The organism is Saccharopolyspora terrae (assembly GCF_004348435.1).
In the GTDB taxonomy this organism is placed as follows: domain Bacteria; phylum Actinomycetota; class Actinomycetes; order Mycobacteriales; family Pseudonocardiaceae; genus Saccharopolyspora; species Saccharopolyspora endophytica.
Window position 1 is genome coordinate 32,557 of record NZ_SMKS01000032.1, and the last position, 19,832, is coordinate 52,388.

General features: G+C 70.4%; 16 protein-coding genes. 6 read left to right on the plus strand and 10 right to left on the minus strand.

Annotated features, from left to right (window positions below):
* Positions 1-196: 196 nt before the first annotated feature.
* Positions 197-763, plus strand: a complete 567-nt coding sequence (locus E1181_RS18395; RefSeq protein ID WP_132676420.1) for a TetR/AcrR family transcriptional regulator — start codon at positions 197-199, stop codon at positions 761-763.
* Here the strand turns inward: E1181_RS18395 and E1181_RS18400 are convergent.
* Together E1181_RS18400 and E1181_RS18405 are read right to left on the minus strand one after the other, a co-directional pair.
* Positions 760-2,169: an amidase gene (locus E1181_RS18400; protein ID WP_132676422.1), complete on the minus strand. Its 1,410-nt coding sequence runs from the start codon at positions 2,167-2,169 to the stop codon at positions 760-762. The genes E1181_RS18395 and E1181_RS18400 overlap by 4 nt on opposite strands.
* A gap of 39 nt (positions 2,170-2,208) precedes the next feature.
* Positions 2,209-3,078 carry an aldo/keto reductase gene (locus E1181_RS18405; protein WP_132676424.1) on the minus strand — a complete coding sequence of 290 codons (870 nt, stop codon included), beginning with the start codon at positions 3,076-3,078 and terminating at the stop codon, positions 2,209-2,211.
* Between the two features lie 97 nt (positions 3,079-3,175).
* On the opposite strand from E1181_RS18405, the gene E1181_RS18410 reads away from it, so the two are divergent.
* Positions 3,176-3,709, plus strand: a complete 534-nt coding sequence (locus E1181_RS18410) for a TetR/AcrR family transcriptional regulator (protein WP_132676426.1) — start codon at positions 3,176-3,178, stop codon at positions 3,707-3,709.
* On the opposite strand, the gene E1181_RS18415 is transcribed toward E1181_RS18410, so the two are convergent.
* The gene (locus E1181_RS18415) at positions 3,710-4,120 is read right to left on the minus strand and encodes a DUF6010 family protein (RefSeq protein WP_235876861.1); all 411 of its coding nucleotides are present in this window, start codon (positions 4,118-4,120) and stop codon (positions 3,710-3,712) included.
* A gap of 80 nt (positions 4,121-4,200) precedes the next feature.
* Between E1181_RS18415 and E1181_RS18420 the strand changes: the two genes are divergently transcribed.
* Both E1181_RS18420 and E1181_RS18425 read left to right on the plus strand, forming a co-directional pair.
* Positions 4,201-4,638, plus strand: a complete 438-nt coding sequence (locus tag E1181_RS18420; RefSeq protein ID WP_235876862.1) for a MarR family winged helix-turn-helix transcriptional regulator — start codon at positions 4,201-4,203, stop codon at positions 4,636-4,638.
* Positions 4,639-4,689: 51 nt separating this feature from the next.
* Complete coding sequence (locus tag E1181_RS18425; RefSeq protein ID WP_132676428.1) at positions 4,690-5,580, plus strand: Vgb family protein; 891 nt, start codon at positions 4,690-4,692, stop codon at positions 5,578-5,580.
* A gap of 33 nt (positions 5,581-5,613) precedes the next feature.
* On the opposite strand, the gene E1181_RS18430 is transcribed toward E1181_RS18425, so the two are convergent.
* The 6 genes from E1181_RS18430 to E1181_RS18455 form a co-directional block, all read right to left on the minus strand.
* Entirely contained in the window at positions 5,614-6,858 is a 1,245-nt protein-coding gene (locus tag E1181_RS18430; RefSeq protein WP_132676430.1) for an amidohydrolase, read from the minus strand.
* Positions 6,859-6,879: 21 nt separating this feature from the next.
* A complete protein-coding gene (locus E1181_RS18435) occupies positions 6,880-8,340 on the minus strand; it encodes an ABC transporter substrate-binding protein (protein WP_132676432.1) in 1,461 nt (486 codons plus the stop codon).
* 113 nt (positions 8,341-8,453) lie between these two features.
* Complete coding sequence (locus tag E1181_RS18440) at positions 8,454-10,454, minus strand: hypothetical protein (protein ID WP_132676434.1); 2,001 nt, start codon at positions 10,452-10,454, stop codon at positions 8,454-8,456.
* A gap of 108 nt (positions 10,455-10,562) precedes the next feature.
* A complete protein-coding gene (locus tag E1181_RS18445) occupies positions 10,563-13,349 on the minus strand; it encodes a penicillin acylase family protein (protein WP_132676436.1) in 2,787 nt (928 codons plus the stop codon).
* Between the two features lie 104 nt (positions 13,350-13,453).
* Positions 13,454-14,317, minus strand: a complete 864-nt coding sequence (locus E1181_RS18450) for a fumarylacetoacetate hydrolase family protein (RefSeq protein ID WP_132676438.1) — start codon at positions 14,315-14,317, stop codon at positions 13,454-13,456.
* Positions 14,318-14,387: 70 nt separating this feature from the next.
* On the minus strand, positions 14,388-14,846 hold the full coding sequence (locus tag E1181_RS18455) for a MarR family winged helix-turn-helix transcriptional regulator (RefSeq protein ID WP_132676440.1): 459 nt from the start codon (positions 14,844-14,846) through the stop codon (positions 14,388-14,390).
* 72 nt (positions 14,847-14,918) lie between these two features.
* Here E1181_RS18455 and E1181_RS18460 point away from each other — a divergent pair, with 72 nt between their 5' ends.
* Entirely contained in the window at positions 14,919-15,686 is a 768-nt protein-coding gene (locus tag E1181_RS18460; protein ID WP_132676442.1) for a dioxygenase family protein, read from the plus strand.
* Between the two features lie 319 nt (positions 15,687-16,005).
* Here the strand turns inward: E1181_RS18460 and E1181_RS18465 are convergent, their stop codons facing one another.
* A complete protein-coding gene (locus E1181_RS18465; protein WP_235876863.1) occupies positions 16,006-16,785 on the minus strand; it encodes an IclR family transcriptional regulator in 780 nt (259 codons plus the stop codon).
* Positions 16,786-16,878: 93 nt separating this feature from the next.
* On the opposite strand from E1181_RS18465, the gene ileS reads away from it, so the two are divergent.
* A complete protein-coding gene (gene ileS / locus E1181_RS18470) occupies positions 16,879-19,758 on the plus strand; it encodes an isoleucine--tRNA ligase (RefSeq protein ID WP_132676446.1) in 2,880 nt (959 codons plus the stop codon).
* The last annotated feature ends 74 nt before the right edge of the window (positions 19,759-19,832 follow it).

The window sequence follows — 19,832 nt, forward strand, 5'->3', positions numbered from 1 at the left end:
GCGGAATGCTCGTGGTGGTGGGAGCTAGACTCGAAGGCTGAAACGGATAGTCATCCACTTCAGCTGGAATCGAAGCTACCGGATTATTATCCGCTTCGCAACGAGCGCGAGTGTTCTCACCCTCAAGACTGCCCTGGTCCGGCGAGCGGTGCACTACATTCCGGGTGAAGACCAGGTAGCCGACCGGGGAGGGACGATGACGACGGGCTCTGTGAACCCCCGGCGCGCGGACACCCGGCGCAACCACGAGGCCATCCTCAACACCGCGGCCCGGTCGCTGGCGTGCTCGGAGCAGGTCTCGTTCAACCACATCGCCAAGCAGGCGGGCGTCGGCGTGGGCACGGTCTACCGGCACTTCCCCACCACCGAAGCGCTCATCATCGCCGTCTACCAGCGCGAGCTGGACCACCTCGGCGAGGTGGTCCCGGAGCTGCTGGAACGGCACGAGCCCGAACGAGCGCTCCGCACCTGGGTCACCGACCACCTCGCGCACTACATGATGACCAAGCGCGGCCTGGCCAAGGCGCTCGTCGCCGCCACGTCCTCCCCCGCCGAACTCCCGGTCAACGCCCACGAAACCCTGATCGAGGCGATCACCGCCCTGCTGCGCGCCAACATCGAGGCCGGCAACGTCCGCTCGGACGTGAACCCGGAAACGGTGCTGCGCGGCCTCGGCGGGCTCTTCTACCTCAACCCCAAGCACAACTGGCGCGAGGAAACCGCCGAACTCCTCGACCTCATCTGGCGAGGCATGAGGGTCTAGCGCGGCTCGATCGGGGTGTTGGGCTCGAAGGCGTTCTGGATCAGCTCGGCCGCGTCCAGGCAGAGGTCTTCCCGGTACATCGGGCCGATCACCTGCACGCCGCGCGGGAAACCCGACGCCGTGCCCGCCGGCACCGCCACCGCCGGGACGCCGACGAAGCTGCTCGCGGTGCACAGCGCCATCGACCTGCTGTAGGCGCGGAACTCCTCCAGCCCCCGGGACTCCTCCTCCGGCTCGAACGACAGCCTGGTGCTGACCGGCCCGAGCAGCAGCGGGAACCGCTCCAGCAACTCCGCCCACGAACGCCTGATGCCCAGCCGCACTCCGGTGAGCGCCACGTACTCCGGCAGCTCGACGGGCGCTCCCTCCATCATGGACAGTTCCATGTAGCGCGCCGCGTCGGGACCGATCAGATCGCGGATCGTCGGCCAGCCGGGCGCGAACTCGGTCATGACCATCTTCCCGTAGGCGTCGAGGGCCTCCTGCAGCCTGGGCACCTCGACCTCGACGACCTCGTGACCCGCCTCGGCGAGGGCGTCGGCAGCGGCGAGGATTCCCGCGCGCACCTCGGCATCGACCCCGCCCCCGGTCGGGTCGACCACCACGCCCACCTCGACCGGGCGCTGGGGCGCCGGGCCCTCGGCGGGAACCGGAACCGCGCGCGGATCGCGCGCTTCGGTCCCGACCAGCGCCCGGTGCGCGACGCGCAGCTCACCGACGGTGCGGGCCATCGGCCCGTCGACCGGGAAGAGCTGCGAGCTCAGCGACGGGTCGTCCGGCCCGAACCGGTGATCCGACGGGTACCGCCCGGTGCTCGGCTTGAGCCCGCAGACCCCGCCGAACGTGGCGGGATTCCGCAACGAGCCACCGGAGTCGTTGCCCAGCGCGACCGGCGCCATCCCGGTCGCCACCGCGACGGCGTCGCCGCCGCTGGTACCGCCGGGCGTCTTCGCCGGGTCCCACGGGTTGATCGTGTGCCCGTGCAGCTCGCTGACGGTGTGCATGCCGCGCAGGGTCATGGTGGGCAGGTTGCTGTGCCCGATCGGGATCGCCCCGGCTCGGCGGAGCCGTGCGACCGGTGGTGCGTCCGCCGTGCGCACGAAGTCGCGGAACCGCGCCAGTCCGTGCGTGGTGGCGCGGCCCGCGACGTCGGTGTTGTCCTTCACGGTGAACGGAACTCCCGCCAGCGGGCCGGTTTCCGCACCTCCCGCGCGTCTCGCGTCGAGCTCGGCGGCTTCGGCTCGCGCGGTGTCGGCGAAGACCTCCGCCACGGCGTTGACCTGCGGGTTGACCGCCTCGATCCGCTCCAGGAGAGCTTCGACGACCTCGCTCGCGCTCACCTGGCGATCGGCGACCGCGGCCGCGATCTCGGTCGCGGTCCACCTCCACAGCTCCTCGTCCCCCATGCGATGAGGGGATCACAGATCCGCGGTGCTGTCTCCGAATTATCCGGCGAGCGCGTCCAGTTCGGACCTGGCTTCGGCGCTCAACCGCACGTCCCCGGCCGCGATGTTGTCGTCGAGGTGGGCGGGATCGGCGGTGCCCGGGATGAGCAGGGTGTTGTCGTAGTGCGCCAACTCCCAGGCCAACCCGACTTGGGCAGGGGTGGCGCCCAGCGCGGCGGCGATGCCCACGACGACGGGGTGGTCGGTGACCTTCGGCGTGCCCGGGAACGCCGAGCCCAGCGGGAAGAACGGCACCCACGGGATGTCGTGCTCGCGGCAGATCTCCAGGACCGGTTCGGCGCGGCGGTCCAGGACGCTGTGCGCGTTCTGGACGCAGGCGACACCGACCGGCAGCGCCTGCTCGACCTTGTCCGGGCTGACGGCGCTGAGGCCGATGGCGCCGATCTTGCCCTCCTCGCGCAGCGCGGAGAGCTCGGCGAGCTGGTCGTCCAGGTCGACCAGCTGATCGCCTTCGGCGACGACCCCGGGCGGGACGTCGGTGCGGCGCAGGTTGACCACCGGGATCTGCTCCACGCCGAGCTGGGCGAGGTTCGCCTCGACGCCGGCGCGCAACTGCTCCGGACGCTGCGCGAGAGCCAGCCCGATCTCGGTCTCCGGAGCGTGCTCGGCACCGACCTTGCTGACCAGCACGAGGTCCTCCGGGTAGGGGTGCAGGGCCTCGCGGATCAGCGCGTTCGCCTCGCCGGGTCCGTAGAAGTGCGCGGTGTCGATGTGGTTGACGCCCGCGTCGACCGCGCGGCGCAGGACCGCGGTCGCGGCGTCCCGGTCCCGCCCGGGCAGCTGCATCGCGCCGTACCCGACGCGGGCCACGGGACGTCCCGCCAGGACCGCAGTGGTGGATGTGGTCATGGTGCGCTCCTGCCATAGTGGAGAGCTAGGCGGAGGACCCTCCGCTTCGACCAACGCTACCAGAGAAGCGGAGGACCCTCCGATTAGTCCTCAGGAGATGCGCGCCGACGCGCGCCGGAACCGGGACCGCCTGATCGCGGCCGCGCGGGAGGCGTTCGCCTCGGGCGAGGCGAAGGTGTCGCTGGAATCGGTCGCGCGCACGGCAGGCGTCGGCATCGGCACCCTCTACCGGCACTTCCCCACCCGGGAGGCGCTCGCCGAAGCGGTCTACCGCACCGAGTTCACCGCGCTGCGCGACAGCGCCGCCGAACTGCTCGCCGAACTGCCGCCGGACGCCGCGCTGCGCGCGTGGATGGACCGGTTCGCCGACTACATCGCCACCAAGCGGGAGATGGCCGAAGCGCTGCGCGCGGCCATCACGGCCACGTCGCTGCCGGAGAAGCGAGCGGAACTCGCCGAGGCCGCCCGAGCCGTCCTGGAGGCCGGTGCCGCCGACGGATCGCTGCGCGCGGACGTGCCCCCCGAGGACGTCGTGGCCGGGATCGTCGGTATCTTCCTCTCCTGCGGCGCCGACCGGCCCGACCAGGCCGGTCGGCTGCTCGACCTGCTGATGGACGCCCTGCGCCCCTGATCACACGGCCGCGCGCTTCGGCGTCAGCCAGGTCTGGACCGCCGGAGCACCGCGGAACATCCACACGGCCAGGATCGGGTCGCAGATGGCGCAGCCGAGGGACGAGTGCTCGAAGGCCGGGATGATCGGCGCTCCCTTGACGTGGTGCACGACGTCCCACGCGGTGTGCAGCAGCCACGCGAGACCGATCCAGCGGTAGTCCGAGAGCCCCTTGTACGCGCAGAAGGTCAGCACCGCGCCGAACGCCAGCTCCCAGGCGCCCATCCCGCCACCGGAGGTGTAGACGGCCCCGGCTCCGGCGATCATCAGCGCGTTGAACTTCTGCCTGGTCGGCTCGGACAGCAGCGAGCACAGCGCGATGTAGACGACGGCGATGATCACGGGCGAGATCAGGTTGATCGCGGTATCCACGAGTCCTCCTAGTTTCAGCCTGGCTGAAACTGTAAGTTACAGCCAGGCTGCAACCGCGACAAGGGTGGGAGGATGGTCCGGTGAGCTTCCCCGAGGGCGCACCGCCGCCGAGCCCGACCTTCCTGATCATGAACCTGGGGCGGAAACTGCGCGAGGAGGTCGAGCGCGAGCTCCGCACCAGCGGCATGTCGCTGCGGCACCTCTCCGCGCTCGGCCACCTCGCCCGCGAGCCCGGGCTGTCCTACAGCGAACTCGCCCGCCGCGCCGGCGTCACCGCGCAGAGCATGCAGGCCACCCTCAACCAGCTCGAAGCCCTCGGCGCCGTCGAGCGCACCACCGAGGCGGGCCGCGGCCGGACCGCTCGGCTCCAGGTCACCGAGCACGGCGAATCCCTCCGCGCGACGGCCCGAAACGTCATCGCGGAGACCGACGAGAAGCTCCTCGCTACCGTCCCGGCCGACGACCGCTCCGCCCTGACCCGGGCGCTCATCAACGCCTTCGCACCACCGCAGGAGTGAAGCGGCGGAAATTCAGTTGTCGCAGGCGCGTTCGTCCTGAAGGCTGCGCGGGTGGAATTCGTGGAGATCCCGGTCGGCGAAACCGGGTGCGGGCCTTACGGGGTCGCGGCGGGTCCGGACGGTGCGATCTGGTGCACGGAGGTGCACCACGGCCGGGTCGGTCGGCTCGATCCCGACGGGAGCTACCGGGGATTTCCGGTCGGCCCGGCGGATTCCCGACCGACGGTGATCGTCGCCGGACCTGACGAGTCCTTGTGGTTCACGCTGTACCAGGGCAACCGGATCGGGCGGATCGGCACCGACGGTTCCGCGACCGGGTTCGACGTGCCCGGCGCCAACCCGTACGGGCTCGCGGTCGGTCCGGATTCCGCGTTGTGGTTCACGGCGATGAGCACCGACCGGATCGGCCGGATCACCGTCGACGGCGAGATCACCGAGTACGACCTGCCCGAGGCGGGCGGGTTCCCCTCGATCATCACCAGCGGTCCGGACGGGGCGTTGTGGTTCACCCTGAACCAGGCCAACGCGATCGGGCGCATCAGCACCGGCGGCGGCGAGGTGGAGGTCTTCCCGCTGCCCACCGAGAACGCGGCCCCGGTCGGGCTCACCGCCACCGAGGACGCGTTGTGGTTCGTCGAGATCGGTGCTGGTCAGGTCGGCCGCATCCGGCCCGGCGGCGACATCGCCGAGTTCCCGCTCCCCGACCGCGCCGCCCGGCCGCACGCGATCGTCGCCGCACCCGACGGGACGTGCTGGTTCACCGAGTGGGCCGCGGGCCGCCTCGGTCACGTCACCCCCGATGGGCACGTCGAGACCCACGCGCTCCCCGATCCGTCCTCCGAGCCCCACGGACTCACCCTGGCTCCCGACGGAACGCTCTGGGTCGCCCTGGAATCCGGAGCCCTCGCCCGCGGCAGTTCGGTCCGAGCTGACCCGGCATGACGGACATCGATCCCGGGCGGTTGCCCCGGTGGCTCAGGCGAGCCACTCGAGGGTGGCCGCGGTGAGGGCTTTGACGCCGGTGGTGAGGGTCGGTTCGATCTCCGGGGCGAAACCCGGTGAGTGGTTGGCCGGGACCTCCTGCGCCACCCGGTCCTCGGCCAGGGCCCGCTGGAAGCGGCCGGGTTCCGTGCCGCCGAAGAACCAGTAGCACGTGGGAACTCCCGCCGCCGAGCCGAACAGGCCGACGTCCTCGCTGGCCATGGCGGGCGGCAGGTCGAGCACCGCGTGGTCTCCCAGCGCGGCGCGCAGAGCACCGGTGGTCCGGGACGTCGCGTCGGGGTCGTTGACCAGCAGCGGGAACCGGGTCAGCTGCTCGAACTCCGGTTCTCGCTCGGCACCGGACGCGATCGCCTCCGCCCGGACGATGCGGCGGACGGCCGCCAGGACCCGCTCGCGCACGCGTTCGTCGAAGGACCGGATGTTGACCAGCAGCTCCGCCTGATCGGGGATGATGTTCTCCTTGGTTCCCGCGCGGATCGAGCCGACGGTGACCACAGCGGTGTCATCACCGGAGACCTCGCGCGAGACGACCGTCTGCAACCGCATCACCGTCGCCGAGGCCATCACCACCGGATCGATCGCGTTCTGCGGCTGCGACCCGTGCCCGCCGCGACCGAACATGGTGATCTTCACGCTGTCGGCGGCCGACATGCTCGGCCCGCTCATCATGCCCACGAACCCGCTCTGGAACGGGAACACGTGCTGCCCGAGGCAGACGTCCGGTCGCGGGAAGCGCTCCAGGAACCCGTCGTCGAGCATCGCCCGCGCCCCCGCCCCGATCTCCTCGGCCGGCTGGAACACCGCCACCACCGTCCCCGACCAGCGAGAACGCGCCGCGATCAGCAGGTCCAGCGCGCCCAGCAGGCTGGTGACGTGCATGTCGTGACCGCAGGCGTGCATCACCGGGACGTCCGAGCCGTCGGCGGCGGTGGCCCGCTGCGTGCTCGCGTAGTCGAGCCCGGTCTGCTCCAGCACCGGCAGCGCGTCGAAGTCCGCGCGCAGCAGCACCGTCGGCCCGGTCCCGTTGCGCAGCACCCCCACCACGCCGGTTCGCCCGACGCCGGAGGTGACCTCCAGCCCCAGCGCCTCCAGCCGCCGCGCGACCTCGGCAGCCGTGCGGTGCTCCTGGAACGACAGCTCAGGATGCGCGTGCAGGTCCTTGTACAGCGCCGTCAGGTCCTCGCGGATGTCATCCAACCGCCGAAAAACCTCGTCCATGAGCCCTCCGATCAGTTCAGCTCAGCCACACGATTGCGGACCGAACGGCTGGCCGGAAGGCCACACCAAGCCCACCTGGACCGGCCGACCATCGGGTTCCAGCCGCAAGATCGGCATCGCCTTGTCCACGGGGTTGCCTTGAACCGCGGGATCGGTCTTGTAAGCGATTTTGCCGGTCACCCCGAGGTACGGCTGGACGCAGTCGAACTTCTTGATCCAGTCCGCAACGTTGGTCGTGTTCGTCATGACGGACGGGACCATGCGCGCTGCGGCTGTGGCGACCAGCACCGCATCGTGGGTGGACATCGCGTAGCCGTTCAGCAGATCGACCTCGGCGTTGAAGCCGAGCTGCCCGAAGACCTCCTCGAATTCCTCGTACCTGGCGCGGTTCTCCTCCTGCCCCGGACCGTTCCACTGCCCGCGCGTGGCAACGCTGGTGTAGAACAACCGCACCCCCGAATCGGTGAGAGCGGGCAACGGCTGAGATACGACGTTGCTGGCGTCGTCACTGGTCAGGATGTCCACTTCGGGCCTGTCGCACTGCCCGTTCTGCGAGAGGGTCTGCAGGAACGGCCGCAGGTCGGCACCCCGGCCGGCGAAGTAGACCAGGTCCGGATCCTCGAGACATATCCGCGCGTGAGTGTCGGCGAACATCTTCTCCATGTACTCCGCGCGCGGGATGTCGCCGCTGTCCTTCGGTGAGGTGTATGTCAGCACATCGGCGATGTCGTGGCCGAGAAGTTCCTTGTACGAGTCTCGGAAGGCCCGGCCGAGCGTGAGCGAATAGATATCGGCCGGGTTCGTGTCCTGAACCAGCATGACCTTCTCGTATCCGCTCTGGTGCACGTGGGTCGCGGCAGCTCGACCGGCGTCGACGTTGGTCGGGGTGATCCGGAAGAAGCGCCGGATGTACCTTCCGGTGTCATCGACGTGCTGGTTCATGTTGTCGGCGCTCGCCATCGAGCTGACCACGGCGATACCGGCCTCGGACAACGCCGCGGCTGCCGCTCGTGTCGTGTTCAGGCTCTGCCCGAGACCGACGACCGCGACGATGTGCGCACTGTCCTTGGCAGCGACGATCTCGCGCACGGCGTCGGCGTGGTGGACCGCTCCGTTGCCGTAGTTCGCGAGTTGCAGCTTGACCCGCGGAAGCTTTCCGTTCGCCACGAGCGAGTTGTTGGCCCGCCACGCAGCCGTGAGCGCACCTTCGACCCCATGCCGCACGTTGGCCTCGCCCAGGCTGTCCTGCTCCACGTCCGGCGTCATGTTGTCCAGCACGACGACGGTCACGAACTCCGGTCCGGCGACCTCCGCGTTGTGCTGCTTCACCCTTTCCCGCAGAAGCTCCACGGCGTCGTGCGCGCCGAACGACGAGCCCTCCAGGTTCAACCCGACGCAGATGTGCGGTGAGCCCTCCGCCTGCATCCCGGGGCCGCAGGGTTTCCAGGGCTGCCAGACCGCCAGGCCGGCGGCGACGAGCACGACGACCGCTGCGGCGGCGATGAACTTGTGGCGGTGCAGCCAGGATCGGGGCTGCACCGGGGCGGAGGAGGTGGAGCTTCGGAACAGGGGCATGACCGGTCCAATCCGAAGGGTCAGAACAGCTGGTCAGCTCGGCGCGCGGCTTCGTAGAGCGCCGCGACGTCCGGGCGGTGTGACAGTGGTGCGAGTTCGTGGAAGCTCTGCACGACGATGTTCTTGCGCTCCCGGTCGGGACCGGCCAGCGGATTCGCGATCAGCCAGTACGCGGCGATCAACCGGGCGAGCACGTTGCGCACCTGGTCCCGCTCGGCGGGTCCGTCCCGCAGGTCCTGCTCGACGAGGTCGGCGTAGACCTGGGCGTTGTCGCGCTGCAGCGGTTTGTCGTCCGGGGCGCTGGTGACCAGGATCAGCAGGTCGACCCACTTCTGGTGCGGCATCTGGTCGAAGCGTTCGCGCAGGGTGTCGACGACCTCGCCGAACCGGCCGAGCGCGAGCAGGCAGTAGGAGGTGCGGGCGAGGTCGCGCCGGGTGTGCGGATCGTTGAGCAGCGCCTTGAACTGCGTCTCGTACGAGCCCCCGTCCTGCTCACCGCGCGCGTTGAGGGCGAACAGCAGCGTCCGGGCGATCCACGGGTGCAGCAGGGACTGGTCCTCGGTCCCGCTGTCGCGATCCGGGGCGATCACCCACAGCGCGCTGCGCAGCTCGGTGAGGATGCGGCCGGTCTGCGGCAGCGAGACGAGGCTGGTCGACTCGGCCGGGACGAGCCACGGCGCGGTCGCGAACGGAGCCGCGTTGACGAATTCCGCGAGGTCCACGTCCTGCAGCTGCTCGGAGACGCGCAGATCGGTGAGGCGTTGCTGCCACGCCTCGGGGGTCGACTCGGCGGGTTCGAGGATGTCGCGCGTGCCTTCCCGCAACCGGGCGGTGGGCAGCATGTCGGAGACCGCTTCGACCGCCTTCGGGAGTCCGGCGGTGGCGCGCTGGGCCAGCTTCGCCTCGCTGAAGTACGGGCTGCGCCCGATCAGACCGGCGGTCTCCTCGATCTCCAGCGGTTCCAGCAGCACCGGGTGCACGGGCGCCTGCGGTCTGTCCACTTCGGAGTTGTTGCGCCAGTGGCCCGCGTCGCGGCAGCGCGGCACCACCAGGACCTCGTCGGATCTGGTGGCAGCGGACTTCCACGGTGCGTGCCAGTGCGATTCCCACTCGGGGTTCCACCGGCCGCTGGTGCCGATGAACAGCAGCGGATCGTGCTCGTTGTGCTGCCTGAGATGTCGTTCGCGCGCGGCGATGACGTCGCTGAGGAACTCGTACCCGCCGGGGTGGTCGAGGTTGTCCAGCAGCACCACCCAGTTGTGCGAGTGGGTCTTGCCGGCCTCGTTCTCGCAGGAGCACGGGCTGCCCAGTTCCGGGCGCGCCATGACCGGGTGGCTCTCCCGCACGTCGGCCAGGAAGGCCGAGGTCAGCCAGGCCGTCATGGCCTCGGGTTCGCTGCGGGCCCGACGGCTGAGCTGGATCAGCGCGTCCAGCGGTTCGGCGCCCTCGGCCTCCGGGATGTCGGCGTGCCAGCGCTTGGCACCGGCCAGCGACCTCCGGCCGATCGTGCGGATCAGCCGCGGAAGCACCAACTTCGCCGCGGTGACCAGCACCGGGTCCAGCAGCGGTTCGGCCGCGTCGGCGGTGGAGTCCACCTGAACTGCGATGTCGTTCGCACGCGGGCTTTCGGCGAACTCGCGCAGCGCGGCGCTCATCTGGGCCCTGGCCTTGACCCGGTCGAAGGTGTCGAGGTTGGCCTGCACCGCGACCAGCCCCAGCGCGAAGCGGGTGAACTTCGCGCTGCGCCGTGCTCGCCAGCGGCGGGAGAGGTCTTCGGAGATGGCGGCCAGCGCCACGACCGTGGTCGCGGGCTGCTCGCGCTCGAAGTCGAACGGCTGGGCGTGCACCACGCCGCTGCCGCAGTCCTGCGAGATGGACTGCAACGCGCGGGTTTTGCCCGAGCCGGTCGGTCCGAGCAGCACCATGATGGGCTGAGCGCTGGAAGGTTCGTCAGTTGCCCGGTTCCACAGGAGGCGTCGGGCGAGCATGGCGCTGTCGGTCAACCGCACGGGCTCCGTCATCCGCATCCCCCTCGCCTCGGACACCGCTGCCCGAGTAAGCCGTCGATTCTACGGGGGCGGGGAGACCGCGTGGGGCCGTTTCGACGAGAAAGCCCTGCGGCGAACGACTCAGCGGTGGGCGGGGAACTCGATGACCTGCTGGTAGGTGGGGCGGTTCTGCCAGGAGATCTTGTCCTGGTCGATGCCGCCGACCTTGGTCTGCACGATCGAGTCCGCGCACCACTGGTCGCCGGGGTCGCATTCGGCGTCGCCCGGGTAGGTCTCCTCCGACGGGGTCGCGGCGGCCTGGGCGAGGGTGTCGAGCAGCATCTGCCGGCACGCGCCCAGATCGCCACCTCCGCACAGCGGTGCGCCGAAGCCGCCCGGGACCTGCTCGCCGAGAACGGCCCGGATGTCCTTGGAGACCTGGCCGAACCAGCCGAACTGGAACGTCGAACCCTGGTGGCCCTGACCGACGTGCAGCCCGGGTTCGCCGTTCTGCCAGCCCGACGGCGACTCGTTGATCTGCATCATCGCGGTCATCGCCTGGTACGCGGGAGTTCCGACGGCGGGTTCGAACTCGCCGCGGACCAGCAGCGGCCACCACGCGTCGAACAGCTCGATGGCCTCGGCGTGCGCGTAGGTCTTGCTGCCCGGCGAGGTCTCGGTGCGCTTGCCGCCGTCGGCCAGCCACGCGCGCAGCTCATCGACCAGCGGTTTCGAGCGCTCGTCGGGTTCGCCGACGACGCGCAGCAGGTCGGGCAGGACCCGTTCGGCGCGCAGGTCGGTGACGGCGGCGTCGGCCATGGCCCGCACGAGCTCGGCGCGGCTGAACTCGTCCCCCGAGGCGATCTGCTCGCGCACCCGGCGATCGAGCAGATCGCCGCGCTGCACCGCGCCCTTCTCCGCGCGGTCGCCCGCGGTTCCCGGGGCCTGCTTGTTGTTCCAGCTGATGTAGTAGTCCTGGTTGACGGAGTTCGGGTGCTCGGCGAAGGGCTGGTAGGTCGCCGTGTTGGTCCCGGGGTCCCAGCCCGGCCACTCGTGGGCCGGGTCCGAGACGACCGGCATGCTCGGGTCGACGTGGGGCCGGCGCACCACGTTCGCCCCGGAGTTGAAGTACGCGGTGTCGCGGGAATCGGCGTAGAACCAGTTGAACGTGTAGTTGATGTCGTGCGCCGCGCGCTGGAAGTCCTCCGCCGAGGACACCGCCGACGGGTCGTTGAACTTCTGGAACCCGATGATCGAGTCCACCTCGTGCAAGAACGTCGACCGGGCGGTGGTGTAAGCGACCGGCTTTCCGTCCACAGTGGCCCGATGCGTCACGGGCCCGTAGCGGGTGCGGAAGGACACCAGCCGGTAGGAGCCCTCCGGGGTGTCGTCGCCGAGGTTGGGCTTCCAGGAGTTCTGCCGCTCGACGGTCTGCATCGGCAGGCATTCGCCGCGGAAGCGGTAGGAGTTCGAGTCCTGCGTGACCGGGCCGCCGTCGGGCGAGCACAGCTCGACCGCGTAGGTGTCGATCATGTCCTGCGAGGCGGTGGTGGCGCTCCACGAGTAGTCCTGGCCGCGGCCGAGCAGCGTGTAGAAGCTCAGGCCCGCGAACGAGGCGCCCTTCGAGGAGATGCCCGGTCCCTGCAGCTCCTGCAGGGTCAGCAGCTGCGGCGAGAAGTAACCCGTCTGCGGGCCGAACACCGCCACCGGGTGGCCGCTCTCGGTGTGCGCGCCGGAGACCACGAGTGCGTTGGACATGCCCCGGCGCTCGGCCATGTCGGCGGGCAGGACGCCGTCGTCGAACATGCCGCGCAGCGGGTCCTCGGGGTCGACGACCGGCCGCGAGGGCTTCTCGTCGGGTTGGGTCGCCGAGCCGGTCGGGTCGAAGACGAGCTGCTGGTCGGTGACCGATCCCGGGTCCGGCAGCGCCACGCCCTCCGGGTTCGCCGGGGCGTTGCCGTACTCGAAGGAGCTCCCGTCGTGGATCGTGCTGATGGCCTCCGGGTCGTTCTCCGCGCGGAAGGCGGCCCAGACCTGCTCACCGCGTTCGGGACCGAAGCGCTCGTGCAACGCCATCCTGGCGACGGCGTTCTGCACCTCTCCCCCGCCGCCACCGCCGAACTGGGCCCCGATCAGCGACGCCAGCACCACCAGGTCGGTGAGCTCGAACGGCTCGATGCGGCCCTCGTTGGTGACCGGGTCCACGTGCCCGGTCGCGACGTACTCGCCCGGGAAGTAGCGGCCGCGGTGGGACTCCTGGATGTAGGCGTTGATGCCGTCGACGTAGGACTGCGCGTCCTGCAGCGCGATCCGGCCGCGCTCGCCCTGGGCCGCGACCCGGTCGATCTGGTCCTGCAGCTCCGCCTCGGTGTAGGGCGAGACGGAGAAGAAGCTCTGCTCCAGCTTCCGGTTGGCGGGCGCGCCCCCGGCGAACGGGGTCACCTCGCCGCGACCGGCGTGGCGCAGCGCGTCCATCAGGAACAGCTTGTCCTCGGCGGTGGTGTAGCCGGCGCCGAAGGTGGTTCCGGAGCGGGTGTCGCCGTAGACGTGCGGGACGCCGGCGGTCTTGTCTCGGACGACGGTGACGTCGGCGCGCGGCCGGTAGGTGCGCTCGACGTCGTCCGGCCGCACGCCGAAGGAGTGGTCGTTGAAGAAGTTCTGAATGGTGCCGGTGGTCAGCTCGCGGTACCCGCCCGCCAGCGCGGCGTACTCGTCGAGCTGGTCGTCGGAGTGCTTCGGGCGGGTGCCCAGCAGCATGTGCGAGACCAGCTCGGCGAAGGTCGCGTTGCCGTTCTGGCCGGGCGGGAGGATGTCGTGGCACTGCTGGCGGCAGTAGTCCTCAGGCGGCTGGGCGTCGGCCCCGGGGACGATCAACAGGGACCCCGCGATGGCCGCCACGAGGGTGACGACCGGTGAACGTCGCGCCATGCCACGCCCTTTCCGATGCGGAACTGCTCCGGCACCGGCACGCTAGCCACCCCGACGGCGAATTGAAAGATATTCACATTGGTGTTGATCCGATCGGCCCAACGTCAGGCCGACTTCACCCCGCTGCGCTGACGGCCGAGCCCGTCGATCTCCATCTCGACCACGTCGCCCGGCGCCAGGAACGGGAAGCGCCCGGACATCGCCACGCCCTCCGGCGTGCCGGTGATGACCAGGTCTCCCGGTTCCAGCGTCAGGTACTGCGAGAGGTGGCGGACGATCTCGCCGACGCCGAAGATCATGTCGGCGGTGCTGGAGTCCTGCCTCGGCTCGCCGTTGACCCAGCTGCGCAGCCGCAACCCCTGCGGGTCGGCGACCTCGTCGGCCGGGACGAACCACGGACCGACCGGGTTGAACGTCGGCGCGCACTTGCCCTTCGACCACTGGCCGCCGGACTGCTCCTTCTGGAACGAGCGCTCGGAGACGTCGTCGGCCAGCACATAACCGGCCACGTGCGACAGGGCCTGCTCGGCGCTGTCGAGGTAGCTCGCGCGCTGCCCGATGACCACGCCGAGCTCGACCTCCCAGTCCACCTGCTCGGCGCCGCGCGGGATCACCACGTCGTCGTGCGGACCGACGACGGTGTTGGGGTGCTTGAAGAACAGGATCGGCACTTCCGGCGGCGCGGAGCCGGATTCGGCGGCGTGGGCCGCGTAGTTCTGACCGATGCACAGCACCGCCATCGGCCGCGCGATCGGCGCGCCCACCCGCATCCCCGTGCCGTCGGCCGGGTCGTCGACGGCGGTGAGCTCGCCCGCGGCGAGCGCTGCGCGGGTGCGGGCGACGCCGTCACCCGCGAGGAACGCGCCGTCGACGTCGCCGGTCAGCGGGCTCAGGTCGAACAGCCGCCCCCGATCGTCGAGCACGTGCGGGAGCTCCTGCGAGAACGCCCCGAGCCTCAGGAACTTCATGACCGACCCCGTTTCGCCTGTGTGAAACCCGTTCAAGCAAGCGAAATCCGATCAGCGCGGACGGAGCGCGTCAAGACCCGCGCAGCTTGCGCGAGACCACGCCCAGCGCATCGGTGAGCGCGCGCAGCTGGTCGCGGTCGAGCACGTCGATGAGATGCTCCCGGACCAGCTCGACGTGCCCCGGCGCGGTCTCCTCCAGCTTGCGCCTGCCGGCTTCGGTCAGGTGGGCGATGACGCCGCGATCGTCGGTCTCGCAGGTTCGGCGACCCACGAGCCCGGCCTTCTCCAGCTGCGTGACCTGGTAGGTCAGGCCGCTCTTGGAGGTCACCACGAGCTGGGCGAGCTCGGACATGCGGATCTCACCCTCGGGCGCCGCCGAGAGGCGGACCAGGATCTCGTACTGCGGGTGGGACAATCCCGCCCGTTCGCGGAGCTGTTGCTCGACGCGGCGGTTCACGAGGTTGCCCGCCTCGACGAAGGCGTTCCAGGCGGCCATCTCGTCGGCGTCGAGCCAGCGCGGTTCGGTCACTCCCCCATTCTAACTTGTTCGAATTTGAACTACGAGGTACATTTGGTTCAAATTCGAACTAGGAGGTTCCCGATGGCCGAGCGCATGCCCACCCTGTACCTCAGCCACGGCGCCCCGCCGCTGGCCGACGACGATCTCTGGCCCGGCGAGCTGGCCGCCTGGTCGGCCGACCTGCCGCGCCCCAAGGCGATCCTGATCATCTCCGCGCACTGGGAGGAAGCGCCGCTGGCCATCGGCGCGACCAGCACCGTTCCGCTGGTCTACGACTTCTGGGGCTTCCCCGACCGGTACTACGACGTCCGCTACGCCGCCCCCGGAGCTCCGGCCCTGGCCGAGCGGGTGCGCGCGCTGCTCGGCGGCGCCGAGACACCGGTGGTCGACGTGCCCGATCGCGGCCTCGACCACGGCGCCTACGTGCCGCTGAAGGAGATGTACCCCGACGCCGACATCCCGGTCCTGCAGATCTCGATGCCGACCCTGGAGCCCGCGGCCCTGATGCGCGTGGGCCGGTCGCTCGCACCGCTGCGCGACGAGGGCGTGCTGATCGTCGGCAGCGGGTTCTTCACCCACAACCTCTCGGCCCTGCGCTCGAGCTCGACGCCGAACTGGTCGGTGGAGTTCGACGACTGGGGCGGTCGCGCCCTGGCCTCGCGCGACATCGACGCGCTCCTGGACTTCGAGCACAAGGCCCCGGCCGGCCGCCTGGCCCACCCGCGCACCGAGCACTTCGCGCCGCTGTTCGTCACCCTCGGGGCAGCGGACGAGGACCTCGACGCCCAGCGCGTCCCGATCGAGGGCTTCTGGTGGGGCCTGGCCAAGCGCTCGGTGCAGTTCGGCTGACCGGACGGGCAGTTCTGGTCCGAACTGACCGGGCAGAACGGATTTCGATCACGCGCGGGTTCGGACCAGACCACCCCGGGTCCGGGGATGTGACGCGGGCCAGGAGCTGTTGAGGAAGGCGGCGGAGCCGCTGTTTCAGGTGTGGGACTCAGCCCGCACCGCCGCGGGTTCTTCAGCGCCTTCGTGGCGAGTACACCGGGACGCCGATGTCCCCCTGGGGTAAGCGGAACACATCAGGAGCGGCGCACGGAGTCCACGAAGCCGCTCAGGTTCCGCCACCCGCACCGCCACGCAAAGCAATTCCTCAACAGCTTCCAGGTCAGTGGCGGAGTTGGCGGTGGACCGCGTCGACGACCTCGGTGAGCGGCGCCCGGGTCTCCTCGGTCCAGTTCTCGCCGCAGCGGGGGGTCGGGGCTGAGACCGACATGCCCGCGACCACCTCGCCCGCGTGGTCCCGGATCGGGACCGCCAGGCAGCGGCAGCCGATGATGTACTCCTCGTCGTCGACGGCGTAGCCGTCGCGGCGCACCTCGGCGAGCTGGGCGAGCAGCTGCGGCAGCGCGGTGATCGTGTTGTTGGTGAAGCGCTCCAGCTCGACGTCCTCGTAGCGGGCCACGACCTCGTCGTCGCTCAGGCCGGCCAGCAGCGCCTTGCCGAGCGCGACGGAGTGCGCGGGCAGCCGCATGCCGACGGCGGAGACGAGCTTCATCGGCTGCGGGGACTCGGCGATGGCGATGTAGACGTTCTCGATGCCGTCGAGCCGGGACAGCTGCACGGTCTCACCGGTCTGCTGCGCGAGGCGTTCCATCAGCGGCAGCGCCAGGCCGACGATGTCGCGGTGCCCGGTGTAGCCCTGCCCGACGGTCCAGGCCTTGAGCCCGAGGCCGTAGGTGCGGGTGGTGGGGTCGAACTCGGCGAAGCCGCGGTGGACGAGGGTGCCGAGCAGGCCGTGCACGCTGGACAGGGGCAGCCGCAGCGTCTCGGCGATGTCGCTGAGCCGGTGCCTCCCCCGGGAGAGCAGTTCCAGAATGATCAGCGCGCGGTCCGCGGACTTCACCAGGTTGTGCCCGTGCGTGCTGGCCGCTTCGTCAGCCGTCACCCCTCGAATCCTCCTGCTTCCTCGTCGTCCCGGGCGGGACCTACCGAACAGTACAGCGAGCGCGAAGCGACCGCGCGGCTCCACCATGGGGGCATGAGATCGGCTTCTCCGTTCCACCCGCTGGCCTCGGCGATCGATCTGCCCGAGGCCGAGCGGCGGCGCATCGAGTGGTGGCGCGAGCACCGGATCTTCGAGCGGAGCCTGGAGCAGACCGCCGACGGACCGCTGTGGGTGTTCTACGAGGGCCCGCCGACGGCCAACGGCACGCCCGGCACGCACCACGTGGAAGCCCGGGTGTTCAAGGACGTGTTCCCCCGCTTCCGCACCATGAAGGGCTTCCGGGTGCCGCGCCGGGCGGGCTGGGACTGCCACGGCCTGCCGGTGGAGCTGGCGGTGGAGCGGGAGCTGGGGCTGACCGGCAAGCCTGACGTGGAGCGGCTGGGCATCGCCGAGTTCAACGCGCGCTGCCGGGAATCGGTGCAGCGCTACGTCGGCGAGTTCGAGGCCGTCACGACGCGGATGGGTTACTGGATCGACCTCTCCACCGCCTACTGGACCATGTCGGCGTCCTACGTCGACAGCGTGTGGTGGGCGCTGCGGCGGATCTTCGACGCCGGGCTGCTGGTGGAGGACTACCGCGCCGCGCCGTACTGCCCGCGGGACCAGACGACGTTGTCCGCGCACGAGGTCGCGCAGGGCTACGAAACCGTCGAGGATCCTTCGATTTTCGTGCGCCTGCCGCTGGAAGAACCGCTGGCGGGCCATGATGCCGAGCTGCTGGTGTGGACGACGACGCCGTGGACGCTGGTGTCCAACACCGCCGTCGCGGTCCACCCGGAGGTCACCTACGTGCTCGCGCGCGGTGAGCGCGGCACGTTCGTGGTCGCCGAGTCGCTGGCCGACGTCGTCGGGGGCGAGGTGATGGCCCGGGTTCCGGGCCGCGATCTGGCAGGACTCGCCTACCGCCCGCCGTTCGACCTGGTGGACGTCCAGGACGCCCACCGCGTGGTGCTCGCCGACTACGTCTCCACCACCGACGGCACGGGCCTGGTGCACCTGGCTCCGGCGTTCGGCCCGGACGACCTCGCGACGGGCCGCGCGAACGGGCTCCCGGTGGTCGACCCGCTGGGCCCGGACGGCCGCTTCGACCCGGCGCTGCCGCTGGTCGGCGGCATGTTCTTCAAGGACGCCAACCCGGTCCTGGTCGAGGACCTGCGGCGGCGGGACGCGCTGGCCGGCGAGGGGACGATCGAGCACGCCTACCCGCACTGCTGGCGCTGCCACACACCGCTGATGTACCGCGCGCAGCCGTCCTGGTACATCCGCACGACCGCGATTCACCCAGCGCTGCAACGGGAGAACGAGAACACCCGCTGGTACCCCGAGCACGTCAAGCACGGCCGGTTCGGCGACTGGCTGGCGGGCAACGTCGACTGGGCGCTGTCCCGCAACCGCTACTGGGGCACCCCGCTGCCGCTGTGGCGCTGCACCGACGGGCACGTGACGGCGATCGGGTCCCGCGCTGAGCTGGGCGAACGCACCGGCCGCGATCTCTCCGGGCTCGACCCGCACCGGCCGCACATCGACGAGATCACCTTCGCCTGCCCGGAGTGCGGGCAGCGGGCCGCGCGGGTGCCGGAGGTGGTCGACGCCTGGTTCGACTCGGGTTCGATGCCGTTCGCGCAGCTGGGCTACCCGCACGCACCGGGCAGCGCGGAGGCGTTGGCGCGCAACTACCCGGCGGACTACATCTGCGAGGCGCTGGACCAGACCCGCGGCTGGTTCTACACGCTGATGGCGATCGGGACCCTGCTGTTCGACCGCTCCAGCTACCGGAACGTGGTGTGCCTGGGGCACATCCTGGCCGAGGACGGCCGGAAGATGAGCAAGAACCTGGGCAACGTGCTGGAGCCGCTGCCGCTGATGGACGCCCACGGCGCGGACGCGCTGCGCTGGTTCATGCTGTGCAGCGGTTCTCCCTGGTCACCACGCCGGGTGGGGCACGAGGCGCTGCGCGAGATCGTCCGCAAGGTGCTGCTGACCTACTGGAACACGGCGTCGTTCTTCAACCGCTACGCGGCGCTGTCGGAGTGGGCCGAACCCGATCCGCCCGACGAGCGGGCAGTGCTGGACCGGTGGGTGCTGGCGCGGCTGAACCAGGTCGTGCGGCAGGTGGATTCGCGCTTGGAGGACTACGACACCGCCGGGGCCGGCCGGGTGCTGGCGGAGTTCGTCGACGACCTGTCGAACTGGTACGTGCGCCGTTCGCGCCCGAGGTTCTGGGACGGCGAGGTCAACGCCCTGCGCACGCTGCACGAATGCCTGGACGTGCTGACCCGGCTGCTGGCCCCGTTCATCCCGTTCCTCACCGAGGAGGTCTGGCAGCGCACCGTTCGCCCGGGTTCTCCGGACGTCCCGGATTCCGTGCACCTGTCGGCCTGGCCCGAGCCCGGCCCGGTCGACGAGGAGCTGCTGTCGCTGGTCGACGTCGAGCGCAGGCTCGCGGTGGTGGGCCGGTCGTTGCGCCGCGACGAGGCGCTGAAGGTGCGGCAGCCGCTGGCGACGGCGGTGATCAGCCCGGACCTGCCCGCCGAGCTGCGGGCGGATCTGGCCGAGGAGATCAACGTCACCGAGGTCGTCACCGGTGACGTCGCCGGGACCGGGTGGCCGTCGGAGGAGCAGCGGGAGGTCTCGATCGCGCTGGACACCGCGATCACGCCGGAGCTGCGGCTGGCCGGGCTGGCGCGGGAGATCATCCGGTTCGTGCAGAGCTGCCGCAAGCAGGACGGCCGGGAGATCACCGACCGGATCTCGTTGCGCTGGAGCGGTTCCGCGGAGGTCGGGGCGGCGCTGAGGGCGCACCGGGACGAGATCGCCGGGGCCGTGCTGGCGACCGAGGTCGTCGAGAGCGACGACGCCGACGAGCACACCGACGCCAAGCTGGGCATGTCGGTAACGCTGGTCCCGGCATAGCGAAAGGCCGTGGACGGCGAGCGAGCGTCCACGGCCTTTCCTTCACCTAGAGCGGACCCGGCCTGGGCCAGCGG